The sequence below is a fragment of the Marinomonas pontica genome, from assembly GCF_026191375.1.
Lineage (GTDB): Bacteria > Pseudomonadota > Gammaproteobacteria > Pseudomonadales > Marinomonadaceae > Marinomonas > Marinomonas pontica.
In genome coordinates this window covers 38,867-62,295 of the sequence record NZ_JAODTL010000036.1, presented here as the reverse complement: position 1 = coordinate 62,295, position 23,429 = coordinate 38,867, and the positions used below count along the sequence as shown (strand labels likewise).

Below are 23,429 nucleotides of genomic sequence, written 5' to 3'. Positions count from 1 at the left end.
GCATCCATTTCTTAAACGCTCGTATCCAATGTTTCGAAGGTTTTTACCAGCTCATCAAGCTGCTTCATTTGCTTCAGGAATGGCGCTAATTTACCCAAAGGCAAAGCACATGGACCATCGCATTTAGCATTATCAGGATCTGGGTGCGTTTCTAAGAATAAGCTAGACAAACCAAGAGACATGCCTGCACGAGCTAATTCAGTGACTTGCGCACGACGGCCATCCGCAGAATCTTCACGACCGCCTGGACGCTGCAAAGAATGGGTGACGTCAAACATGACAGGGAAACCAAACTTCTTCATTTCCCCAAAACCAAGCATATCCACCACCAAGTTGTTGTAGCCCATCATGGTGCCACGTTCGCAGAGCATAAGGTTGTCATTCCCTGCTTCTTGGCATTTTGTCAGGATATGTTTCATTTCATGAGGCGCTAAAAACTGTGCTTTTTTAATGTTAATAACAGCCCCAGTTTTAGCCATAGCGATAACCAAATCGGTTTGACGAGAAAGGAACGCTGGCAATTGAATAACATCGGCGACTTCAGCAACAGGCGCACACTGATATTCTTCATGCACATCCGTGATCACAGGCACACCAAAGGTATCTTTGATCTCCTGTAAGATTTTCAAACCTTCTTCCATGCCAGGTCCACGGAAAGAGTTAATAGAAGAACGGTTTGCCTTATCAAAAGAGCCTTTAAACACATAAGGAATGCCCAACTCTTCCGTCACTTTTACATGTTCTTCTGCTACGCGCATGGCTAAGTCACGGGACTCTAATACGTTAACGCCACTAAATAAAACAAAGGGAAGGTGGTTCGCTACTTCGATTTTTTGACCAATTTTAATAACTTTTGACGCTTGTGACGTGTTTAACATGGTAACTCCGTTTTTTGAGTCTAAATTAGCGATCGTAAATTTCTAAGATTCCTGACACACGCAAGGCGTCATCCACCACCACTAACAAAGTAATTTTATCGCGCAACATTTGCTCTTCAGCCTGCACTATCATTACATTCTCATTGATGGTTTTTGGGTTAGCCGTCATCAGGCTAGCCATGGTTTTATGGATCATGCCTTCACTTTCTTTGAGCATAGCTCGACGCAAATCACCGTCGGTAAAAATCCCTAATAACTTGCCAGCATCCTGAACTAAGACAACCCCCATTCGCCCTTGGGTCATGACCGAAATGGCATCTTTCAAGGTGGTTTCTGGGGCACAAACAGGCAAATTATCTTTGTGCATTAAATCTTTAACACGCGTTAATAACTTACGGCCTAGGCTGCCACCAGGATGAAATCGAGCAAAGTCCTGAGGTTGAAAGTCTCGACATTCCATCAAAGCCACGGCCAATGCATCGCCCATTGCTGTCGTCATGGTGGTTGAGGTGGTGGGAGCCAAATTGTTCGGGCAGGTCTCTCTGTCTACGGAAATATCCAAAACACAATCACAATGTTTTGCTAACGTAGAATCCATGTTGCCCACTAAGGCAATACTTGGGTTACCAAAGCTTTTCAGAGAAGGAAGCAACCGCATTAACTCTTCCGTTTCTCCAGAGTAGCTGATGAGCACCAAGGTGTCTTCTGCTTGAATCATCCCTAAGTCGCCATGAAACGCTTCACCAGGATGAAGAAAAAACTCGGTGTGCCAGTAGAAGCCAGTGTGGCCGCAATTTTTTTGCCAATTAAACCGGATTTCCCCATGCCACAGATAACAGTGCGGCCTTTGCTAGACAGTATCATACGCACCGCTTTGGGGAATTCATCAGTGACGCGATTGGCCAAACTGGCTAGCGCTTGCGCTTGTGTTGACAAGGTTTGTCGAGCACTTGCAATAAGAACATCGGAGTGAACACTCGATAGGGATGAATCGCTCATAAAGCCTCTTTGCTCTGTAATCCACATAAAGTGGCATTATTATACAGAGGACAAGGCAAGTCGCCTACTAAAGAGCAAATTTCCATGGCACTCTTTGGTAGGCGAGATGGTAGTAGGCAAGTTGTGCTGATGGGAAACGTTAGCCTAAGCAGCTCAAAAATTGGCCACTCAAACTGTCTAAAAATGACAAGTAAGCATTGGTTCCCATTTTCACTTGAGCACCCAATGGATCTAAAGGCGCGGTGTTAACATCAGTTCCGTCCAGTAACGTTTTTACAATGGCTGGACTGAATTGTGGCTCACTAAACACACACTGCACATTGTGTTCCTCAATCTCATGTCGAATCTCCGCCACTTTCTTTGCGCCTGGTTTGCGCTCAGGGCTCACGGTAATTTCACCGGCATGACTCAATCCATAATGCTGCTCAAAGTAGCTATAACCGTCATGAAATACGATATAAGGAACACTGTTAACCTTATTCAACGCGCTGCGAATTTCAGCGTCTTTCGCACTCAAACCCTTCTCAAAAGACGCAAGATTGCCGTTGTAATACTCAGCATTCGCAGCGTCTAGAGATACTAAACGAGCTGTCACTGCTTTTGCCAACACTCTCGCGTTATCAGGAGATAACCAAACATGCGGATCGACACCATCATGATGGTGACCTTCATGCTCATCATGATCACCATGCGCTTCGTGATCATGATCTTCGTGTGCTTCATGGTCGTCGTGATGACCTTCTTCTGCTTCGCCTTCATCATCATGATGATGCTCTTTAGCAAAGTTATGCAACGACATGCCCTCTAAAGCTAGCCACTCAATGGACGAGTTTTCTTTACCTGCATTTTCAAGTGGCTTTTCTAAAAAGCGCTCTAAAGACTCCCCAACCCAAACGACAACATCTGCATTTAAGATTTTTTTCAGATCAGAAGGGCGCATTGCAAAATCATGAGGCGATGCGGTACTGGAAACAATTTGCTGTATCTCTGCTTTGTCTCCTGCGATTGCCGCGACAACCATTGAAACAGGCTTAATGCTGGTGGTTATGATAGGTTTTGCTAACGCAATGGGAGACAAGGCTGAAACGCCAAGCGCAAAGAGAAGTTTATTCATTATTAAATACCATCAAATAAATGTTATAACGTAACAATACGATATAAAAAAAGAGATTCAAGCCATTTTGCTCAAATCTCTTTGCTTAACAAAACGTAAAACACCGTCAAACTGCGTGTATGCCTAGGCTTAACCCAGCTTTAAAGCACTTGGATCAATCAGACGAACCATCAATCCGGCGCGTTGACCAATAGGTAGATTCGTATTAGGGAAGACAATAGCATCACCCGATTGCTCAATATGGTAGTCACTTTTGTTAGAGTGCGCTAACCGATAGCCAGCCTCAAACTGCGTGAAATTGCGAACGTCATCAGCAATATTCAACACATAACTATCATCGTCTTTTATCAGGCTATCCAGAACACGAAACACGTTCATTGAAGACCACTCGCTTTGCGCCAAAACTCCCTGTTCAAAAAGCACAATCAGACTTTGCTTGAGATCCGCAAAACGGGTCAAATCGTTTTCTCCAAAAGGAAACACCTTCCCAAGCTCAACGGTAAAAGCATGAGCACCATGAACAGCGTGACTGTAATAGGAAAACGTCGTTGTTGGTTGATGCGACAACAATACGGCGTCAATACCGCTTGCGGCTAAAAATCCCAATTGTTCTTGGTTGTAAATGCCATCTTTAACAAAAGGGTACACGACAAATTTCTCATGCACAGAACCTCGAATGGCAGTATGAAGGTCATAATGCAGTTTCATTTGCTGTGCGTCGTTCGCTACTGGAGCAAAAAAATCTTCTATGGCTTTTTCTAACCGTGCCGCTCTTTTCGATTCAAAGCCATCATACTGCTGCCAAGCCCCATTGAATAAGCGATTCAAGTTAACCTCACAAAAACGCTTGCCCACGTTGGCCGCCACAGGGTTTCCGATCAGTATTAACAATCTAACATTGAGCGATACACGCCCATCTAAAATAGACGTCACCAATTGATTCACCAGTTCAATTGGCCCCGTTTCATTTCCATGAATCCCTACTGAGACAACCAAGTTCACAGTGCTTGGAACATTTGGCTCTAGACGTAAAATCCCCGTATCTTCAACAAACGCATCACCTTGAGGAAACGTAAATTGAAACGGCACCAGCGCATCTTGGTTATCTAATGTTAAGGCCAAAAAATCATTGTTCAAAATGGTCATTTTCTCTCACCGAATTGCGCCTAAAATAAATATTTATCATACCGTTTTTGCATCCACATTTAGGCAGATTTTATCAAGCTGTACACAAAACATAAAAACAGGTCGCTTTCTTTACATCGAACGCCTTTTTTAAATACCTTAGAAACCTTTTCTTTCAGATAAAATGCCGATACCCTTTCGGTTTATACCGTATTCACCGTCACATTGAGTATTTTTATGCCTGACATTGAGGAAGTCATTATCTTGGTTGATAAAAGCAACAAGATTATTGGCGACATCCCACGACGACTAATGAACTTTGGTAAAGACTACCATCGTGTCACCTATATTCTGGTCTTTAACACAAAGGGCAATCTACTCGTTCAAAAACGAACCGATGACAAAGCCTTTTGTCCTGGGTATTTCGGTGTTAGCACAGGCGGCGTCGTTGAAAAAGGCGAATCTTATATCGATTCTGCGCATCGAGAGCTTCAGGAAGAACTTGGGTTTGACGCACCTCTTGAAAGCCAAGGCGTATTTCTAACTGAGGGAGAAGGCTTTAAAATTTGGGGGAAAATCTTTACCTGCCATTATGATGAAAAAGCGCACGGCGCACTCACACTTCAGCCTAAAGAAGTCGCTTCCGTCCATGAGATGAGCATCGATTCCATCTTAAAAAACCCAGACAACCTATTGTTCACGCCTGACTCGTTAAGCGCATTGCAGCATTATGCCGACCAGCTAACCCAACCCCAGCCCGATGATCCGCTTTAACGCGTTTTGGGTGCTCGTTTTTTGTGTCTCTTCCCTCAGTTTTGGAGAGGAGAGATGGCAAAACGATGCGTATATTCAAGACAGCTTTATCAAAATTGCCTTGGAACGCGAATACAAAGAAACCAAATTCCCAAAGCTCATACGCTGGACTCAGCCAATAAAGCTCTTTTTCGAAAGTGACAGCGGCGACGCCAGCCTACAAAAAGAACTGCTCAGTGTTCACGCTCAGCACCTGTCCCACATTACAGGGGTGCCCATTGATTTTACGAATGACCCTAAGCGCGCCAATATTTTTGTTATCTTCACCGATTATGACAATGTTGAAAACAAAGTCAGGCAATACATAGGTGACCCTGAAAAAATCCGCACTGCATTAAACGAAGCCATTTGTCTGGGAAACTTTAGACGCAATGGCCGTTACGAAATCACAAAAGGCAGCATTATTATTCCGGTTGACTATGCTCGTAGAAAAGCACGTTTCTTAGACTGTATTGTCGAAGAAATCACCCAATTAATGGGGCTTCCAAACGACTCCAACGACGTATTTCCTTCCGTGTTCAATGATGTCAGTGTTGATACCTATTTAAGCCCTTTAGATTATATCTTACTCAAGGCGTTGTACTCTTCTCATCTCAAGCCTGGCATGAATGTCGAACAAACAAAAGCCGCATTTAACAATGTACTAAAAGAATTACATGCCAATAAAGACATAGAAAATGCCGCGCAACGCGTACAACAATACAGTCTAAAAACCTACTTGGGCGACTAGTCTGACAGACAAAATCGCCTTTCTATAGCGATAATAAAAGTCTGCCATAGATCAATATTATTGGTCTTTTAAGCGCCCTTCTCATAAATTGTTTTTATTCACTCTGCTTTTCCTTCCCAAGTTAGGTAAAATGCGCCAACTGAAAATTCACACCGGAGAGTCCTAATGTTCCCTGAGCTAAAAAATGATCGCTTTTTGCGCGCATTACTCAAACAACCTGTCGATACGACCCCTGTATGGATGATGAGGCAGGCTGGACGCTATCTTCCTGAATACCGAGCAAGTCGCGCTACGGCAGGAGATTTTTTAAGCCTTTGCAAAAACGATTCATTCGCCTGTGAAGTCACACTACAACCACTCAAACGCTATGATCTTGACGCGGCGATTTTATTCTCTGACATCTTAACCATTCCAGATGCAATGGGGTTGGGTCTGTACTTTGAAACAGGAGAAGGCCCAAAATTCAAACACACTATTCGAAATCAAGCGGACGTCGATGCCATCCCCGTTACCACCGCCAATGATCTAGACTATGTGATGAAGGCGGTTACCACTATTCGCCATGCGTTAAACGGAGACGTTCCTCTGATCGGTTTTTCTGGAAGTCCATGGACACTCGCGACCTACATGGTCGAAGGTGGGTCAAGCAAAGACTTCCGCCACATCAAAGCCATGATGTACCGCTCACCAGAAACCCTACATGCTCTACTAAGCAAAATCGCCAAATCTGTTACGGCATACTTGAATGGCCAAATTTTAGCCGGTGCCCAAGCATTGCAAATTTTTGACACATGGGGCGGTGTATTAAGTGGTCCTATGTATCAGCAGTTTTCTTTGCTGTACATGAAACAAATCCTTGATGGCCTAATCCGAGAACACGAAGGCAAAAAAATCCCTGTGATTCTTTTCACGAAAAATGGCGGTCAATGGCTTGAAAACATGGCGGCAACAGGAGCCGATGCATTAGGCCTAGACTGGACCACCGACATCGCGGAGGCGAGAGCTCGCGTTGGAGACAGCGTTGCATTACAAGGCAACATCGATCCTTGCGTACTCTACGCTGGAAAGGACGTCATCGAACGTGAAGTTGAAAATGTTTTATCAGGCTTTGGGACTGGTAGTGGGCATGTATTTAATCTTGGTCATGGCATCCATCAGTTCGTAAACCCAGATCACCCTAAGTATTTGATCGACGCGGTTCATGATTTAGGTCGCAAATACCATGAACCAAAATACGACGACTTAGATGCGCTCAACGGCCTTTAAGTCACATTAATGGGGTACGGATCTAGAGTCTTTTAATAGACTCTAGATCAGGCAACCAAGGCTTCAAACTCATTAATACACAGCTTTTCTGCACTTTTTGCTTGCTTAATCCAGGCCCCATCGGCAGCCATAATCAAGCAATCAAACGCCTCATTCACATAACAGCAAACATGGTCAACGCCACGCCGATCAAGCCAAGACAGCCGCCCAAGCAGACGCCCATTTGTTAATGGAATCAACACCAAGCGCAATTGCAAACACAGATTTAAATCCACGGTTTGATAGCATGCAAGGCTCTGGGGCGCTGATACACTAGCCAAATGCACTCCCTCTTTTCGGAACAATAAAGCGGCCAGATCCGAAAAAAAGCGTCGGATTTTGCTCTAAAATGCTCGCTTGATGTTGTTCTTTTCATTTCAAGCTCTCCTATTTAGATCAACAGATAGGGGGTATATTTTTGTTAAATATAGATCATACACATCGATCTTGTGGCGACTTTTTCAATAGAGTGGTATTTTTAGATGAATTAATGCTTTATTCGTATGGAGAGACAAAATGAAATTAATTACGGCCATTGTTAAGCCTTTTAAACTTGATGAGGTGCGCGAAGCACTTTCAGAAATTGGTATTAACGGCATTACCGTCACCGAAGTGAAGGGTTTTGGGCGCCAACGTGGCCATACTGAGCTTTACCGCGGAGCAGAGTATGTGGTCGATTTCTTACCAAAAGTAAAACTGGAACTTGCCGTAGAAACAGACCAAGTTGAGCGCGCCATTGAAGCGATTCAGCACAGTGCAAACACCGGCAAAATCGGCGACGGCAAAATTTTTGTTACTGCTTTAGAGCAAATCATCCGTATTCGTACTGGTGAAACCGGCGCGGAAGCAATTTAGCGTCATGCGAATACAAAAAAAGAGGCATTAGCCTCTTTTTTTGTATCTAACATTCTCTCAGCCTTTATCTGGCACCTTGATAGACAAGGTTCCCAAATAACGGTTTTGACGCAATTCAATTTGACGAAAAATCGCAATAATCACGATACTAATCACCAAATAAATCGCCCCAGCCGCTAAGAAAATTTCCATTGGCGTATACGTTCTAGCAATAATGGTTCGCGCCATACCGGTCAAATCCAAAATAGTGATGGTACTGGCCAAAGCACTGCCTTTTAGCATCAAAATAATTTCATTGCCGTAAGCCGGTAACACAATACCAAAAGCGCGAGGCAATAAAATGCGACGATACATCTGGAACTTCGTCATTCCGACTACTTTACAAGCTTCAACTTCACCTTGCGGGATAGCCTGAATCGCCCCACGAAAAATCTCGGCAGTGTATGCAGAAGTATTCAATGTGAAGGCAATAATGGCACACCAAAACGGCTCTCTAAGAATGGGCCACAAAATACTTTCACGCACTGCATCAAATTGAGATGCGCCGTAGTACACCAAAAATATTTGCACTAGCAATGGCGTACCGCGAAAGAAAAAGATGTATGCAAAAGGCACCGCTCTCACCCAACCAACGGGAGAGATTCTTGCCAGGGCAATAGGCAATGCAAAGATACCGCCCAAGACAATGGATATAACCACTAATTGAAGGCTAACCCAAGTTCCCTGTAATAAGCGGGGAAAATATTCAACGACGACTGAAAAATCCATACATTATCCCCTTGTTAATCCACGACTGGCGCGTTTTTCCATATAGGAAACAAACGCCATAGAGATAATGGTTAAAGCCAGATACATGAAAGCGGCCACCAAATAAAACAAAAACGCTTGTTTAGTGCTACTTACCGCAATATTCGCCTTGCGCATAATATCATCCAGTCCTACCACCGAAACCAGCGCCGTATCCTTCAGTAACACCAAAAACAAATTTCCAAGCCCAGGCAAAGCGATGCGCCATACCTGAGGTAAAATAATACGATAAAATTTTCTAACAGGACCCATTCCTAATGCAATTGCGGCTTCATGCTGCCCCTTAGGAATGGACTGTAACGCCCCACGAAATACTTCAGTGGCGTACGCGCCAAATGTTAGGCCCAATGCCGTCACACCAGCAGCGAATGCACCAACCTCAATGTATTCGTCATACCCAAACACACTCGCAATGGCCATCAAAACACTGGTGGCACCAAAATAAATAATAAGAACCGTTAGTAGCTCAGGAATACCACGAATAATGGTTGTATAACCATTTGCAATCCATCGAAGTACGCGAATAGAGGATAATTTGGCAGACGCACCTAGCAGTCCTAAAATCAAACCGACGAACAGCGAAGACAGCGCTAGCTCTAAGGTAATAACAGCCCCTTGTAGCAGCTGATCACCGAACCCATGAAGATCGATCATAGTTGTTTCTCAGAGTAAGCTTAAAGTAAGTTTCTCGATGCAAAAGCATCGAGAAACTCTAAGAAATATCTACACTTAGTAGATAGAGAACGGGAAGTACTTAGCGTTAATTTTTTGGTACGTTCCGTCTGCTAAAATCGCATCCAGTGCTTTGTTCAATTTCGCTTTTAGCTTGTCATCGCCCTTGCGAATCGCAATCGCAATGTTGTCTGTTTTCATGAAAGCATCGCCTTTAAATTCAAATTTAGAGCCGCTTTCAGACGTTTTCAACCAGTTGTATGTCGGAAGTTCATCAGACAATACGATGTCCAAACGACCAGAAACCAAGTCTAGGTAAACGTTGTCTTGGTTATCATAAAACTTCAAATTGGCCATGCCAGTGAAGTTATCTTCTAAATATTGAGCTCCCAATGTTGCACGCTGTGCACCGATGGTTTTACCAGAAAGGTTTGTTAGGTCAAATTTTTCGCCAACACGCCCCATAAAGCGCAAACCGCCAGAGTAGTATTTGTTAGTGAAATCAACCACTTTCAAGCGTTCTTCAGTAATAGACATAGACGCAATGATCGCGTCGAACTTACGTACTTTCAGACCTGGAATCAGACCATCCCAATCTTGTGTAAGAATTTCACAATCAGCGGCCATTTTGGCACACAAAGCACGAGCGATATCCACATCGAAACCTTGTGGTTTACCCGCTTCATCAATAAAGTTAAAAGGCGCCCAAGCCCCTTCTGTTACAAAGCGCACTTTGTCTGCCGCTTGAACTGAAACAGATGACAAGGCCGCACCAAGCAACAACGCTGATCCCAAAACTACTTTTTTCAATTTCATTGCAATCCCCTTAGATATTTGCGTATTTATTCATTTTTTCTTTTATTTTTTTCATCAAGTGCATCACTGAACTTAAAACACACTCGACAAGAACGCCTTACAACGCTCAGATTTTGGCGCACCAAATACCTGATCTGGCGTGCCTTTCTCTTCTACTACACCTTGGTGTAGAAAAACCACTTCACTCGATACTTCACGAGCAAAATTCATTTCATGCGTAACGATAAGCATGGTGCGCCCTTCTTCTGCCAAATTGCGCATCACACCCAACACTTCCCCAACTAGCTCAGGATCTAATGCTGATGTTGGTTCATCAAACAAAATAACCTGCGGGTCCATGGCCAATGTTCTTGCGATAGCAACACGCTGCTGTTGACCACCTGACAGCTGGTTTGGATACATGTCTTTTTTCTCAGCTATCCCCACCTTGCGCAACAAATGTTCTGCGTATTCTGCCACTTCATGCTTTGGGCGTTTTAACACATGAAGCGGGCCTTCCATCACATTTTGCAAAATGGTCATGTGTGGCCACAAGTTAAAGCTTTGAAACACAAAACCAATCTGTTGACGCATTTGAGTAAGCTGCTTCATGTTACCAGCGACTAAATCGGATTCTCCTTGAATCAAATCCAGCTTATTGCCGTTAAACAAAATATCGCCACGAGTTGGGTTTTCAAGCAGATTCACACAACGCAAAAACGTACTTTTGCCAGAACCGCTCGATCCCAAAATAGAAATGACATCACCATCGTAGGCTTTTAAAGAAATACCCTTTAACACCTCGATATCACCAAACGTTTTGTGAATATCAATGAGCTCTAACGCCGGGACTTTCGACATGTTTTCTACCTTCTTTATTTTATGTGAACTTATTATTTTTAATCCAGTATCTGTGCACTCATTCGAATACGCCCATTCAATAAGGACAGCTCGATCAATGTAATAACCAGAATACAAGAATCACGCCAAGAGCAATTCACCCCGTATTTTAAGTTACTTTTTCCACAACCGCCTCTTTTTCTTGTCCGTTTGGACAGGCGCGGCTGCTTTATCATTGATTTTATTACGCTCTTCACGAGGGGTAATGTTAAAAAAGCCTTTGTAGGTTGTACTAAAATGGGGCGCAGAACCAAATCCGCACTCAACACCAATGTCCGTAATCGCCTTATCTGTTTGAACTATCAGCTGTTTGGCATGCTGTAATCTCAGCTCCAAATAGTAACGCGAAGGCACTATGTCCAAATTACTTTTAAACAGACGTTCCAAATGTCGCCGTGATACACCCACATGATACGCAATGTCATCAGACGACAGAGGCTCTTGAATATTCGCTTCCATGAGTTGCACCGCTTCAACAAGCTTTGGCTGACCTGTGCCAATTCGAGCTTGTAAAGGTATGCGCTGTGGATCTTCATGTGTGCGGATCCGCTCACACACAAATTGTTCTGATATGCCACTGGCCAAGGACATGCCGTGCTGCTTACCAATAAGAAACAACATCATGTCCATGGCGGCCGTACCACCACTGCAAGTATAACGGTCTCGGTCTACTTCAAAAAGGTGGTTCGAAACAATCGTCTGCAAAAACTCGTCTCTTAAGTTGGCCAAACTACGCCAATGAATCGTCGCCCGATAGCCATCCAACAAGCCGGCTTTTGCCAATAAGTAGCTTCCTGTGCAGACACCGCCCAGTCCAACCTGTCTTTTTGCTTGTTTTTTTATCCAATTTTCTAAAGTCTGACTTTCGTTTTTTATACCTGGAGAGGACCCACAGACAAAAATGGCGTCCAAATCGCTTGGCGCGTCACTGGTTAGATAGTCAGAAACGGTTGTAACCCCCGTACTAGAAGGGATCTCTCTTTCTTCATGACTAATAGTACAGAAAGAATAAAGCTCTTTTCCTGCCACCCAGTTTGCCATATGCAATGTTTCAATAGCGGAAGAAAAACCCAACATAGAATACTGCGGCAAAAGTAAAAAACCGTATTTTAAGGGCTTTTTACTTGCCTGCATGATTTCTCTTGATGCGAATTCGGTCTTGTACAAAATATTATCCTGCGAACTATAGGCAAAAAAGGAGTTTATTTCGTTTAAAATGGATAACAAAGGTTTTTTTCGTATTGAGCAAGACTTTTTTAGCCCAATTAACCAAGCATTGTAACAATGTGTCGCAATTTGAAAAGTTGCCAACTATCAAAGGAGATGAATTTTCATAATAATCGTATCCAGAGTCCAAACCCAAAACTTTCGCAAAATTGCATTTACAACTAGTTTTATTAAGAACACCACTCACGAGGGATGAGTTCTAATGACTGATTACAAAAAAAACGAATTAATCGAACGCGTAGAAGTCGAAATAAACGAAAACTTTAACGCCGCAGAAGCGAACAATCTGATTCAACTAACCCGTCTTTATTTTCAGGACTCTCTAACAGAAGACCTAGTGAATGAATCAATTGAAAACTTATATGGCACGATCATTTGCCTATGGGACTTCATTCAACAACGCCCAACGAATCAACCTAAAGTTCGTGTATACAATCCGAACTACGAGGAACACAGCTGGCAATCCACTCACACTGTTATTGAAATACTAACAGATGATATGCCGTTCCTTGTCTCGTCTTTTAATATGGCGCTGGTTCGTCTTGGCCACACGATTCACCTAACTGCACACCCTGTTGTTCCTGTTGACCGCAATAAAAAAGGCGAACTACAGAACATCAATTTAACATCCACTTCTCACGAAGCCTTGATGAGATTCGAGATCGATCGTTTATCTGACATCAATTTGCTGGATGAAATAAAAGAAGAACTTCTAAACAGCTTAGTCGATGTGAAAAAAACCGTCACCGACTGGCCAACGATGAAAGCAAAACTCAACGATGTCATTGTAGAGTCTGAGCAGTTAGCACACCTTAAAGGCAGCGAAGAACACCTAGAAATCCTAGATTTCTTGCGTTGGGTAGCAAACGACCACTTCACCTTTATTGGCTTCCGCGCATATGACCTATCGGTTGAAGGCGAAGAGACTCACCTTAAATTGGTAGACGGCTCAGGTCTTGGTACTTTCCGTGATATCAACGACAAGAAAGTAAAACGCGACATCGTATTGCAAGATAACTTGGCAAAATTGGCCATAGACAGTTCAAACATTCTTGTTCTTACAAAATCTACCGCCGTATCAACCATTCACCGCCCAGTTCACTTAGATTACCTAGGCATCAAACGCTTTGACAAAAAAGGCAAAGTGATTGGTGAATGGCGCTTCTTTGGCTTGTACTCTTCTGCGGCTTACATTGCTCGCTTACAAGACATTCCATTATTGCGTAAAAAACTGAATGTCATCGTCGAAAAAGCCAACGTGGATCCAAACAGCCACAAGGGCAAAAACCTAAAGCACATTCTAAACAGCTACCCGCGTGACGAAATGCTTCAAGCACCAGTCGAAGAGCTGTTCAGCACAATTGAAAGCATCTTGGCCATTCAAGAACGTCGCCAATTGCGTGTATTCTTGCGCAAAGACATTTATGGTCGTTTCCTAAACGCCTTGGTTTATGTTCCACGTGATCGGTACAACACCGAACTGCGAATCAAGATGCAAGACATATTGATGACAGCTTGCAACGGCACCAGCTCAGAATTTAACGTACAGTTTTCTCAGCTTGTATTGGCTCGCGTCAACTTCACCATTCAGATTGCCGATCCAAAACAAAGTCCAACCATCGACGCAGAAGACATTCAGCGTAAGATGCAAGACGCCATGAGTTCATGGGAAGACAAGCTATTAACGGCATTACATAAGAGCCATGGCGAAGAAAGCGGCAACGTTTTATTCAATGACTATGTCCCTTATTTGCCTGCTGCTTACCGTGAAGATTTCTCGCCAAACGCAGCGGTTTTAGACATTGAACGTCTAAGTCTATTGGCAGGTGAAGGCGATATTTCTACGCACATATACCGTCAAGTAGGCCAAACGAAAAACAACTATTTCTTTAAAGTATACGGTGCAGGTACCACACTGATACTCTCCGATGTATTGCCAATTTTGGAGTGCATGGGTTTGCGAGTTCTGGAAGCACGCCCATACGAGCTAGACCAAAATGGTGATGGCTCAGCCAATACTTGGGTTGTTGAGTTTGCTATTAGTGTTGATGCCGACGTTAACCTTGAAAAGAACACACAACGCGAAGCGTTCCAAGACGCATTCAACCAAGTGTTCAGTCGTCGTGTCGAAAATGACCGCTTCAACGCCCTAGTATTAAGTGCCTCTTTGACATGGCGCCAAGTTACCATGCTGCGTGCGCTAACCAAGTACTTGATGCAACTGCAAGTGCCTTTTTCTTTGCAATACATGCAACAAACACTAGAAAAAAATGCGGGCATCGCTCGTCTTTTGGTTCAACTTTTCGAACAACGATTTGACCCAAGCCAAGAAACCAAACGTGACGAAAAAGTTCAAAAATTGCTTGAGAAAATCGATCTTGAATTGGATCAAGTGGCAAACTTGGACGAAGACCGCATTCTGAAACACTACCTATCAGTGATTCAGGCTATGCTGCGTACCAACTTCTACCAAGCTGGTGCTGAAGGCGATGTCAAAGATTACGTCTCTTTCAAATTGGACCCGTCATTGATCCCAGCGGTACCGCTACCAAGACCAAAGTTCGAAATTTTCGTCTACGCGCCTTGGGTTGAAGGTATTCACATGCGCGGTGGTAAAGTCGCTCGTGGTGGATTACGTTGGTCTGACCGTATGGAAGACTTCCGTACCGAAGTTCTTGGCTTGGTAAAAGCACAAATGGTGAAAAACGCCGTTATCGTTCCATCTGGAGCAAAAGGTGGTTTCGTTGCCAAACAACTGAAAAAGAACGCATCGCGTGAAGAAGTTCAAGCAGAAGTTATCCATTGCTACACAACGTTCATTAGTGGCTTGCTAGACATCACAGACAACTTGGTGCAAAACGAAGTGGTGCCACCGCTTTCCGTTCTTCGCTACGACGAAGATGACCCGTACTTGGTAGTCGCAGCGGATAAAGGCACCGCAACCTTCTCCGACTTAGCGAACAGTATTTCTGCGAAATACGGCTTCTGGCTAGGCGACGCCTTTGCCTCTGGTGGTTCTAATGGTTACGACCATAAAAAAATGGGCATCACGGCACGCGGCGCTTGGGAATCCGTTAAACGTCAATTCAAAGAGATCGGCATTGATTGCCAAACAACGGACTTCACCACTGTGGGTATCGGCGACATGGCGGGCGATGTATTTGGTAACGGCATGCTGTTATCAAAACACACCTGCTTAATTGCTGCATTTAACCACATGCACATCTTTATCGACCCAACGCCAGATGCAGCAACATCTTTTGTTGAGCGTGAACGCATGTTCAAATTGCCTCGCTCATCTTGGGAAGATTACAACAAAGAGCTTATTTCTAAAGGCGGCGGTATCTTCAATCGCTCTGCGAAGTCCATCCCAATCAATGCGGATATTCGTAAAGCGCTTGGTATTGAGGGTAACGTCAAGTCCATGGCGCCAACCGATTTGATCAATGCTATTTTGAAAGCACCAGTCGATCTACTTTGGAACGGTGGTATCGGGACGTACGTGAAATCCGAAGGCGAATCCCATGCCGATGCGGGCGACGAGTGCTAACAACGGGCTGCGTGTCAACGGCAAAGAACTACGTTGCAAAATCGTTGGTGAAGGCGGCAACCTAGGCTTAACTCAGCTAGGTCGTATCGAATTCGCTCAAAAAGGCGGTTTAATCAGCACGGATGCAATCGATAACTCGGCGGGTGTTGACAGCTCGGATCACGAAGTTAACATCAAAATCTTACTGAACCGTGTTGTAGAAAACGGCGACTTAACCGAGAAACAACGTAACAGCTTGCTTGCGGAAATGACCGACGAAGTGGGTAAATTAGTATTGCGTCATAACCGTGGCCAAAGCCATGTGTTGTCTTTGGCCAATGCGCAAGCGCCTGAACGCCTTGCCGATCACTGGCGTTTGATCCAGTCTCTTGTTAGAGAAGGACGCCTGAACCGTGAAATCGAATACCTGCCAAGTGACGCGCAAATCAAAAAACGCTTGAATAAAGCGCAAGGCTTAACTCGCCCTGAGATTTCTGTCTTGTTGGCGTATTCAAAAATCAAACTGTCCGAGCAATTGGTAGAAGACGGCATTGGTGAAGACTCTGATTTGACCACTCAGATCAATGAATACTTCCCAACACAGTTGACGAAGCACTTCGGCGGCCAAATGGCGTCACACCCATTGATTCAAGAAATCATCGCAGGCCACGTGACCAATAACCTTGGCAACCGTATGGGGCCAACATTTACCACTTACATGCAAGAAGAGACCGGTGCGTCTTCTTTGAACGTGGTACGTGCTTACATGGCGGCAGAGGATATTTTTGGTATTCCAGCACTTTGGGATGCGATCAACGGCCTAGACTTCACTGTGTCTAACGCTGTCTTGAATAGCTTACTGATTCGTATTCAGGGTCTGTTAGAACGCGCAACGCTTTGGTTGTTGCGTAATACACGCGAAAGCTTGTCCATCCAGCGCTTAAAAGACACATATAAGCCGGGTGTAGAAGTGATCAGAGCAAACATGCAAGCCATTTTGACGGAATCCAGCCAAGCACATTTGGCTGACATTACGGCAAGTCTGGTTGAGCAAAACATCCCGACTGAAGTAGCGGAAAGACTGTCGTCAATCAACTACCTATTCTACGGACTAGACATCATTCGAGTGGCTTCAAACACCGAAACAGAAGTCTTGGATGTGGCTCAAACCTACTTTGCACTTGAAATGGATCTAGAACTGCATTGGTTACGTTACAAAGTCGGTGAACTGTCTGCCGATGACATGTGGCAACGCCGTGCAAAAGCGGGACTTGGCGACGAAGTCGACAATGGTTTGAGAACCCTCACCCAAGAGGTCATTCAATCCAGTGCGGACATCAAAAAGCTGGAACAACGTTTGACTCATTGGCGCGATTCTAACAGTGACAGCATCAAGCATTACCGTGCGGCATTTAGTGAAATAAAAGCCGAAAGCGAATTAACGCTTGCGATGGTAACTGTTGCTATTCGCGAGTTGAGAAATCTGATATAAACCAAAAGGCGGTCGTCCTGTCGGCCGCCTATTTTTAAGAGGTCTTTTTTTAAGATGGATAGTAAAGTGGCACAACAAGTAACGAGAGCAACCTTTGACGAAGTCATGGTTCCTAACTATGCACCTTCTGCAATTATTCCAGTGCGTGGTGAAGGCTCTCGCGTATGGGACAAAGAAGGTAAAGAATACATCGATTTTGCAGGCGGCATCGCGGTTACTGCATTGGGTCATTCTAATCCAACTTTAGTCAACGTCATGCGTGAGCAAGCTGGACAAATTTGGCATTTATCCAATGTCATGACCAACGAACCTGCACTACGATTGGCAAAAAAACTGACTGAAAAAACCTTTGCTGATCGTGTTTTCTTTGCCAACAGTGGCGCAGAAGCCAACGAGGCTGCGTTCAAATTGGCTCGTCGTTACGCGTTTGATAATTTTGGCCCAGAAAAGCACGAAATTATCGCCTTTTACAAATCCTTCCATGGTCGTACTTTGTTTACCGTGTCTGTTGGCGGACAAGCAAAATACAAAGAAGGCTTTGAACCCACTCCGGGTGGCATCAAGCATTGTGACTACAATGACATTGAGCAGCTTAAAGCGATCATTAGCGACAAGACTTGTGCTGTTGTAATGGAACCGATTCAAGGCGAAGGCGGTATCATTCCGGCAGACGTTGAATTTGCAAAACAAGTTCGTGAATTGTGTGACCAATACAACGCCCTATTGGTTTATGACGAAGTACAATCAGGTGTTGGCCGTACAGGTACGTTGTACGCTTACGAGCAACTTGGCGTAAAACCTGACGTAATGACGACGGCAAAAGCCTTAGGCAATGGGTTCCCTGTTGGTGCTATGTTAGCCACTGAAAAAGCCGCTAAAAGCTTGGCATTTGGTACACATGGCAGCACATATGGCGGCAACCCAATGGCTTGTGCTATTGCAGAAGCCGTGATTGACATCGTCGACACACCAGAAGTACTTGGTGGCGTTGCGAAGCGACATGATATTTTTGTAGCCGGCCTAACCGCCCTAAACGAAAAGTATCACGTCTTTAAAGACATTCGTGGTATGGGTCTTTTGATCGGTGCAGAAGTCATTGATAGCTTAGCTGGCAAAGCGGGTGAAATCGTTAAAGCCGCGGCAGAAGAAGGCTTGTTTGTGCTGGTTGCCGGTCCGAACGTATTGCGTTTGGCACCGTCTTTGATCATCACAGAACAAGACATTGCTGACGGCCTAGCTCGTCTTGATAACGCCATTGCGACCGTGGTTGCTAACAACCAAATCGGCTAAGTGTCTTTATATCAATACTCTATAAAAAATCGGACTTCGGTCCGATTTTTTATATCTATGTTCCAACCTCAATCTGTTATCAGCCTTAACAGATAGAAATATCGCCTTTTTTGCTGATTCCTTAAAGGTTAGTTGATTGTGATTATCACTTGAGTGGTTTAAGCTCAGGCAAAGTGCCATTGGACAACTCTGAGAAAATCAATGGCTTATGACTCATTCAACTAATAGAGAAACGATACTGTGTTTCAATCTTTTTTCCTAAACCCAAACTTTTCTTTTTAAGTTTCGCCCTATGGGCACTCGCCTGTGTTCTTGGTTGGTATTTTGTGATTCAAGATATTGGCCCCACATTAAGTTTGGGCTCTGTGTTTGGCGTTCACTTTCCAGATGCCTTAGCCGAAGGCGCTGATGCGGCAGCTCAAGCCGCTTTTCAAAGCGCGCAAAGCACAGCATTAGATGTATGGCTCTATCAATACATGATACTGTGCTATCTCATTTTTGTTGGTGCTTGGATTCTATTTGGCGGCCAGAAATGGGCAAAATGGTCTGTACTCGGATCTGCTTTGATTGTTTTTATAACCTGGTTTCAAGTGCAAGTCAGCGTTATGCTAAACGAATGGTACGGCAGCTTTTATGACCTTATCCAAAAAGCGCTTGCCGAACCCAATAGCATTTTTCTCGCCGATTATTACGCTGAATTGTCTACGGTTGCCGTGATCATCATGGTCGCTATCACTGTATCCGTATTGAGTAACTTTTTCATCAGTCACTATGTATTCCGCTGGCGTACAGCGATGACCAGCTATTACACATCAAAATGGGATCAAGTACGCCATATTGAAGGGGCATCACAACGTATTCAAGAAGACACCATGCGTTTCGCCTCTATTGTGGAAGGGCTAGGAGTCAGCTTACTTCGATCCGTGATGACGCTGATCGCGTTTTTGCCCATTTTATGGGGACTTTCTGGCTACGTAAAAACCTTGCCCTTGATCGGTGAAGTGCCTCAAGCTTTGGTATTTACCGCCATTATGTGGTCAATTTTTGGCACATTATTACTGGCTTTGGCTGGAATAAAACTTCCTGGACTGGAATTCAAAAACCAGAAAGTTGAAGCCGCTTACCGAAAAGAACTGGTCTATGGCGAAGATCACGCAGACCGCGCAACACCCATTAGCCTCAATGAATTGTTTGAGAATGTACGCAAAAATTATTTCCGTCTTTATGCAAACTACTTATATTTCAACGTAGTACGATATGGTTACTTGAACGTCGGACAATTTGTTCCATTGATCGTATTAGCGCCATCTATTGTGGCAGGCGCTTTTACATTGGGCATTATGCAACGTGTATTGAATGCGTTTAACCAAGTGGAAAACTCTTTCCAATATCTCATCAACTCTTGGACAACCATTGTAGAACTTCTCTCTATCTACAAACGTCTGAAAGCCTTTGAAGCCGTTATCGACAATCAACCACTGCCAGAAGACGATCGATCCACTGAGACTCTTTAGTGTTCCGAACTCACGTATTTTCCAAAAAAGCCCCGCTGGTTTTCCAGCGGGGCTTTTATCGATTTTCCGTAATGGGAACTCAGGACAACCATCAAACGTTGATATTGATATTCTGGCCTAAGTTGTCTGTTGTAGTGTGCGAACCACTGCTTGCGGCTGGCGTAACATTTTTTGCGGCTTCTGCGAGTAAGGCAAGATCTTGCTCCGCCTTTTGTTGCTGAGCGGCTTTGGCCAAATTGGCGCTGTACGCTTCGCTTGCATAATCCATCTCAGGACTGCTCACACCATTAACACTTGGCATGTTTCCTCCTCCTGTTGGCAATCATTTTACTGAATGCGGCTCATGTATCGTTTGTTCAAAAAAACATCAATAGAAACAGTATAGCTAGCACAAGACTATTTTACGAATGTATTTTTACCATTCGTTAAACCCGTTCACCACTCACAGCGTTTCATCGCTTACGAATCGCTCCCAATACTGGCTTATTAAATTTTGGTTGCTGGCCAATGCTTCACTTTGAACCACTCGTCCCTGTTGCTGGAGGCTAAGTCGATGCGCCAGCGAACGATAAAGCGTATAGGTGTCGGTCATTTTTTCGGCTTGCTCGGCGTCTAATAAGCCAACGAAAGCCGCCGCTTCCAACTGACGAACATTATCCGAAAATCGCATGAGCTCAGCGTGCTGATTCGACCAAGCCAATACCAAATACTGCACCATAAACTCAATATCAATAATGCCACCCGCGCCTTGTTTAAGGTCAAAGCCTTTTTCTTTTCCACCCGTATCCAGATGATCGCGCATTTTTTCACGCATTTTAATGACTTCGGCTTTTAAGGCTTGTCGATCACGAACGGAAGCAATTATGTCTTTACGGCACGTTTCAAATTTCGCTAACAAATTCGGCTCGCCTGCCAAACCACGAGAACGTGTTAACGCTTGATGCTCCCACACCCACGCTTCCTTTTGTTGGTAATCTTTAAAAGCCTCTAGACTGGACACCAATAATCCAGAGTTACCAGAAGGCCGTAAACGCATGTCCACTTCATACAATCGACCCGCGGCCGTGTAACTGGTGATCATGTGAATAAGGCGCTGGCCAAGGCGAGTATAAAAAGTCAGGTTATCAATACTGCGATCGCCGTCTGTACTTCCGTTTGCTTGAGCATCATGAATAAAAACCAAATCCAGATCAGAATCGTACCCTAATTCCCAGCCCCCGGACTTTCCGTAGCCTATGATCGCTAACTGCGGGGTGTAAGAAGCTTCTCCCTGACTGACTGGAAAACCGTGCTTTTTGGTTAAATATTGCCATGACTGCTGTAGCACTTGATCTAAAAGCACTTCAGCAAGCCACGTTAAGTGATCACTTACTTTCATCACAGGTAATATCTCTGTGATATCACAGGCGGCAATACGCAAAATGATGGATCGTCTAAAGCGACGCATTGCGTCCATTTGCGCTTCTTCGTCTTCTTCGGGCAAGCGCAGCAATATTTGCTGAAGCTCTTCTGCCAACATGGTTTTATTTGGCGGCGAAAACAAGGTGTTCGCATCAAGTAATTCATCCAGCAGTGCGGGTGTGGTAGAAATGGCTTGGGTAAACCACACACTTTCCCGACACAAACGAATTAAATGCGTCAATGCCGTTTGGTTCTCACACAGCAACACCAAATATGCAGTACGGCGCAGTACCGCCTCTAGAATAGGAAACACCCGCTCCAGCACCAGATCAGGGTTAGCCTCATCAGGTAATGTCGCCATTAAGGCGGCTAAAAATACGGCAAGTCGCTCATGGCCAATAGGCTGCATAAATACCACGGTACGCGAACTTAGCAGTTGAGATATGCGGTTGATAATAGCGTCTTGGTCTTGCCATTCAATCAACTCGATGGCGTCTTGTATTGCGTCACGATCTTCTGGGTGCTTGATCAATAAACGCCATGATTCTTGGCTCTTTACTTCGTCACTGCTTTCATGACCGTCATCAATTAATGCGACAAACGCTCGGTGCACATTGCGACGAACTTCCCACAAGCGCTCATCTAACGCCTCCCATGTAGGAAATCCAACCAATAAAGCAATGCGAGTACGCGCACGCTCATCGTCGGGCAACAATTGAGTTTGTTCGTCATTCACCGCTTGCAAGGCATGCTCGGTTCGACGCAAAAGCAAATACGCTTCGCGCAATTGTTGCTCCTCTTCCTCAGACAAATAATCCTGCTGAGCAAGGTAAGGCAACACTTTTAATAAGGCAGGAGTTTGCAACCCCTGATCGCGGCCACCGTGCAATATCTGTAACGCTTGCGCAATGAACTCCACTTCACGAATGCCGCCCTCTCCCAATTTAATGTTGTGCTCGATGCCTTTACGACGCACTTCTTTGGCAATCATCTGCTTTAGATCCCGTAAGGCACCTATTGCACCAAAATCAAGGTATTTTCGATACACAAACGGTTTGCGTAAGGCTTCGAATTCACGAATATCAAGCGTGTTCCCCGCCATGACTCTCGCCTTGATCATGGCGTAACGCTCCCAATCTCGGCCTTGATCTTGGTAGTAGTTTTCCAATGAGTCCATATTTAGCACCAAGGCACCAGACTGACCAAAAGGACGCAAGCGCATATCGACACGAAACACAAAACCATCCGCCGTCACCTGATCTAAATGCTGAATCAACTTTTGCCCAAGCTTTGTAAAGTACTCTTGGTGAGACAGGCTTTTTTTACCACCTTGTGTGTCACCATGTTCGCGGAAGGCAAAAATCAAATCGATGTCAGAAGATAAATTCAGCTCATTCCCGCCCAGTTTTCCCATGCCAATCACAATCATGGATTGCGGTAGTCCTTGACCATCGAGCGCTTGACCATACAGGGAAAGGTAGTGCTGCGTTGTCCATTGCAGACTGGCATTCACACAAGCATCCGCTAGGCCGCTCAAACGGGAGGTTAACTCAGTTAATGGCAGTAGCTGCTGAATATCTAAGGCGATCAATCTGACCATCCACCATTGACGATACAAACGCAAACGCTTGATAAAACCCGCTTCATCTAACGCCTCTTGTGATTCATTAGCGCAAATGCTGGCGGCCTTGTGAAAGCATGCTTCACCGGCCATCATGGCCTCTTTTGAGGGCAATTCAGGCAAATGCGTTAACACCAACAAATCGTCCAACCAGTGAGGGAAGCGCACCAGTTGTTGATGCAAATAGTCGCTTAGAACCCACAAAGGTTCCAAAAACTCAATCTGCTCAGCCGTTAATACCTCCAGACTTTGTCTTTTTCTCGCGTCTTGAATATGTTCTAAAAGCAATGATCGAGCCGGAGTCTGTTCACAAAAAATCGCGTAGTGTGGGTTCAAATGCGGAGTGGTCAAAAGTGGCTTCC

21 protein-coding genes are annotated in these 23,429 nt (G+C 44.5%); 8 read left to right on the top strand and 13 right to left on the bottom strand.

All coding sequences use genetic code 11. The annotated features are described in order from the left end of the window. Positions 1 to 11: 11 nt before the first annotated feature. From kdsA to astE, 5 genes are all read right to left on the bottom strand, one after another. The gene (kdsA, locus tag N5P32_RS08880) at positions 12 to 878 is read right to left on the bottom strand and encodes a 3-deoxy-8-phosphooctulonate synthase (RefSeq protein WP_265728730.1); all 867 of its coding nucleotides are present in this window, start codon (positions 876 to 878) and stop codon (positions 12 to 14) included. 25 nt (positions 879 to 903) lie between these two features. Beyond that, positions 904 to 1,596 (bottom strand): KpsF/GutQ family sugar-phosphate isomerase, encoded by a 693-nt coding sequence (locus N5P32_RS08875; protein WP_409371095.1) that lies wholly within the window; start codon positions 1,594 to 1,596, stop codon positions 904 to 906. 2 nt (positions 1,597 to 1,598) lie between these two features. After that, on the bottom strand, positions 1,599 to 1,877 hold the full coding sequence (locus N5P32_RS18220) for a hypothetical protein (protein ID WP_409371094.1): 279 nt from the start codon (positions 1,875 to 1,877) through the stop codon (positions 1,599 to 1,601). Positions 1,878 to 2,016: 139 nt separating this feature from the next. Continuing rightward, the gene (gene znuA / locus N5P32_RS08870; protein WP_265728729.1) at positions 2,017 to 2,991 is read right to left on the bottom strand and encodes a zinc ABC transporter substrate-binding protein ZnuA; all 975 of its coding nucleotides are present in this window, start codon (positions 2,989 to 2,991) and stop codon (positions 2,017 to 2,019) included. Positions 2,992 to 3,120: 129 nt separating this feature from the next. Continuing rightward, entirely contained in the window at positions 3,121 to 4,137 is a 1,017-nt protein-coding gene (gene astE / locus N5P32_RS08865) for a succinylglutamate desuccinylase (RefSeq protein WP_265728728.1), read from the bottom strand. Between the two features lie 216 nt (positions 4,138 to 4,353). Between astE and N5P32_RS08860 the strand changes: the two genes are divergently transcribed. The 3 genes from N5P32_RS08860 (at position 4,354) to hemE (ending at position 6,925) form a co-directional block, all read left to right on the top strand. Then, a complete protein-coding gene (locus N5P32_RS08860; RefSeq protein WP_265728727.1) occupies positions 4,354 to 4,890 on the top strand; it encodes an NUDIX hydrolase in 537 nt (178 codons plus the stop codon). A 10-nt stretch (positions 4,891 to 4,900) separates the two neighbouring features. Further along, complete coding sequence (locus N5P32_RS08855) at positions 4,901 to 5,659, top strand: DUF2927 domain-containing protein (protein WP_265728726.1); 759 nt, start codon at positions 4,901 to 4,903, stop codon at positions 5,657 to 5,659. A gap of 165 nt (positions 5,660 to 5,824) precedes the next feature. Further along, entirely contained in the window at positions 5,825 to 6,925 is a 1,101-nt protein-coding gene (gene hemE, locus N5P32_RS08850; protein ID WP_265728725.1) for a uroporphyrinogen decarboxylase, read from the top strand. Positions 6,926 to 6,972: 47 nt separating this feature from the next. On the opposite strand, the gene N5P32_RS08845 is transcribed toward hemE, so the two are convergent. Continuing rightward, positions 6,973 to 7,245 carry a hypothetical protein gene (locus tag N5P32_RS08845; protein ID WP_265728724.1) on the bottom strand — a complete coding sequence of 91 codons (273 nt, stop codon included), beginning with the start codon at positions 7,243 to 7,245 and terminating at the stop codon, positions 6,973 to 6,975. A gap of 235 nt (positions 7,246 to 7,480) precedes the next feature. On the opposite strand from N5P32_RS08845, the gene N5P32_RS08840 reads away from it, so the two are divergent. Further along, positions 7,481 to 7,819 (top strand): P-II family nitrogen regulator, encoded by a 339-nt coding sequence (locus tag N5P32_RS08840; RefSeq protein WP_110577288.1) that lies wholly within the window; start codon positions 7,481 to 7,483, stop codon positions 7,817 to 7,819. 57 nt (positions 7,820 to 7,876) lie between these two features. On the opposite strand, the gene N5P32_RS08835 is transcribed toward N5P32_RS08840, so the two are convergent. From N5P32_RS08835 to N5P32_RS08815, 5 genes are all read right to left on the bottom strand, one after another. Beyond that, positions 7,877 to 8,587 carry an ABC transporter permease gene (locus N5P32_RS08835; protein WP_265728723.1) on the bottom strand — a complete coding sequence of 237 codons (711 nt, stop codon included), beginning with the start codon at positions 8,585 to 8,587 and terminating at the stop codon, positions 7,877 to 7,879. 3 nt (positions 8,588 to 8,590) lie between these two features. Next, complete coding sequence (locus tag N5P32_RS08830; protein WP_265728722.1) at positions 8,591 to 9,280, bottom strand: ABC transporter permease; 690 nt, start codon at positions 9,278 to 9,280, stop codon at positions 8,591 to 8,593. Positions 9,281 to 9,355: 75 nt separating this feature from the next. Next, positions 9,356 to 10,114: a transporter substrate-binding domain-containing protein gene (locus tag N5P32_RS08825; RefSeq protein WP_265728721.1), complete on the bottom strand. Its 759-nt coding sequence runs from the start codon at positions 10,112 to 10,114 to the stop codon at positions 9,356 to 9,358. A gap of 72 nt (positions 10,115 to 10,186) precedes the next feature. Then, positions 10,187 to 10,954: an ABC transporter ATP-binding protein gene (locus tag N5P32_RS08820; protein ID WP_265728720.1), complete on the bottom strand. Its 768-nt coding sequence runs from the start codon at positions 10,952 to 10,954 to the stop codon at positions 10,187 to 10,189. Positions 10,955 to 11,107: 153 nt separating this feature from the next. Continuing rightward, on the bottom strand, positions 11,108 to 12,127 hold the full coding sequence (locus N5P32_RS08815) for a GlxA family transcriptional regulator (protein WP_265728719.1): 1,020 nt from the start codon (positions 12,125 to 12,127) through the stop codon (positions 11,108 to 11,110). 295 nt (positions 12,128 to 12,422) lie between these two features. On the opposite strand from N5P32_RS08815, the gene N5P32_RS08810 reads away from it, so the two are divergent. The 4 genes from N5P32_RS08810 to sbmA all read left to right on the top strand — a co-directional run bounded on the left by N5P32_RS08810 (position 12,423) and on the right by sbmA (position 20,045). Then, positions 12,423 to 15,770 (top strand): NAD-glutamate dehydrogenase, encoded by a 3,348-nt coding sequence (locus N5P32_RS08810; protein ID WP_265728718.1) that lies wholly within the window; start codon positions 12,423 to 12,425, stop codon positions 15,768 to 15,770. Further along, positions 15,745 to 17,241, top strand: a complete 1,497-nt coding sequence (locus N5P32_RS08805) for an NAD-glutamate dehydrogenase domain-containing protein (protein WP_265728717.1) — start codon at positions 15,745 to 15,747, stop codon at positions 17,239 to 17,241. The genes N5P32_RS08810 and N5P32_RS08805 overlap by 26 nt, the downstream gene beginning before the upstream one ends. 54 nt (positions 17,242 to 17,295) lie before the next feature. Continuing rightward, the gene (locus N5P32_RS08800) at positions 17,296 to 18,531 is read left to right on the top strand and encodes an aspartate aminotransferase family protein (RefSeq protein WP_265728716.1); all 1,236 of its coding nucleotides are present in this window, start codon (positions 17,296 to 17,298) and stop codon (positions 18,529 to 18,531) included. A gap of 215 nt (positions 18,532 to 18,746) precedes the next feature. Further along, entirely contained in the window at positions 18,747 to 20,045 is a 1,299-nt protein-coding gene (sbmA, locus tag N5P32_RS08795) for a peptide antibiotic transporter SbmA (protein WP_457920482.1), read from the top strand. Positions 20,046 to 20,136: 91 nt separating this feature from the next. Here the strand turns inward: sbmA and N5P32_RS08790 are convergent, their stop codons facing one another. Both N5P32_RS08790 and glnE read right to left on the bottom strand, forming a co-directional pair. Continuing rightward, the gene (locus tag N5P32_RS08790) at positions 20,137 to 20,346 is read right to left on the bottom strand and encodes a hypothetical protein (RefSeq protein ID WP_265728715.1); all 210 of its coding nucleotides are present in this window, start codon (positions 20,344 to 20,346) and stop codon (positions 20,137 to 20,139) included. Positions 20,347 to 20,487: 141 nt separating this feature from the next. Continuing rightward, positions 20,488 to 23,418: a bifunctional [glutamate--ammonia ligase]-adenylyl-L-tyrosine phosphorylase/[glutamate--ammonia-ligase] adenylyltransferase gene (glnE, locus tag N5P32_RS08785; RefSeq protein WP_265728714.1), complete on the bottom strand. Its 2,931-nt coding sequence runs from the start codon at positions 23,416 to 23,418 to the stop codon at positions 20,488 to 20,490. Positions 23,419 to 23,429: the final 11 nt, after the last annotated feature.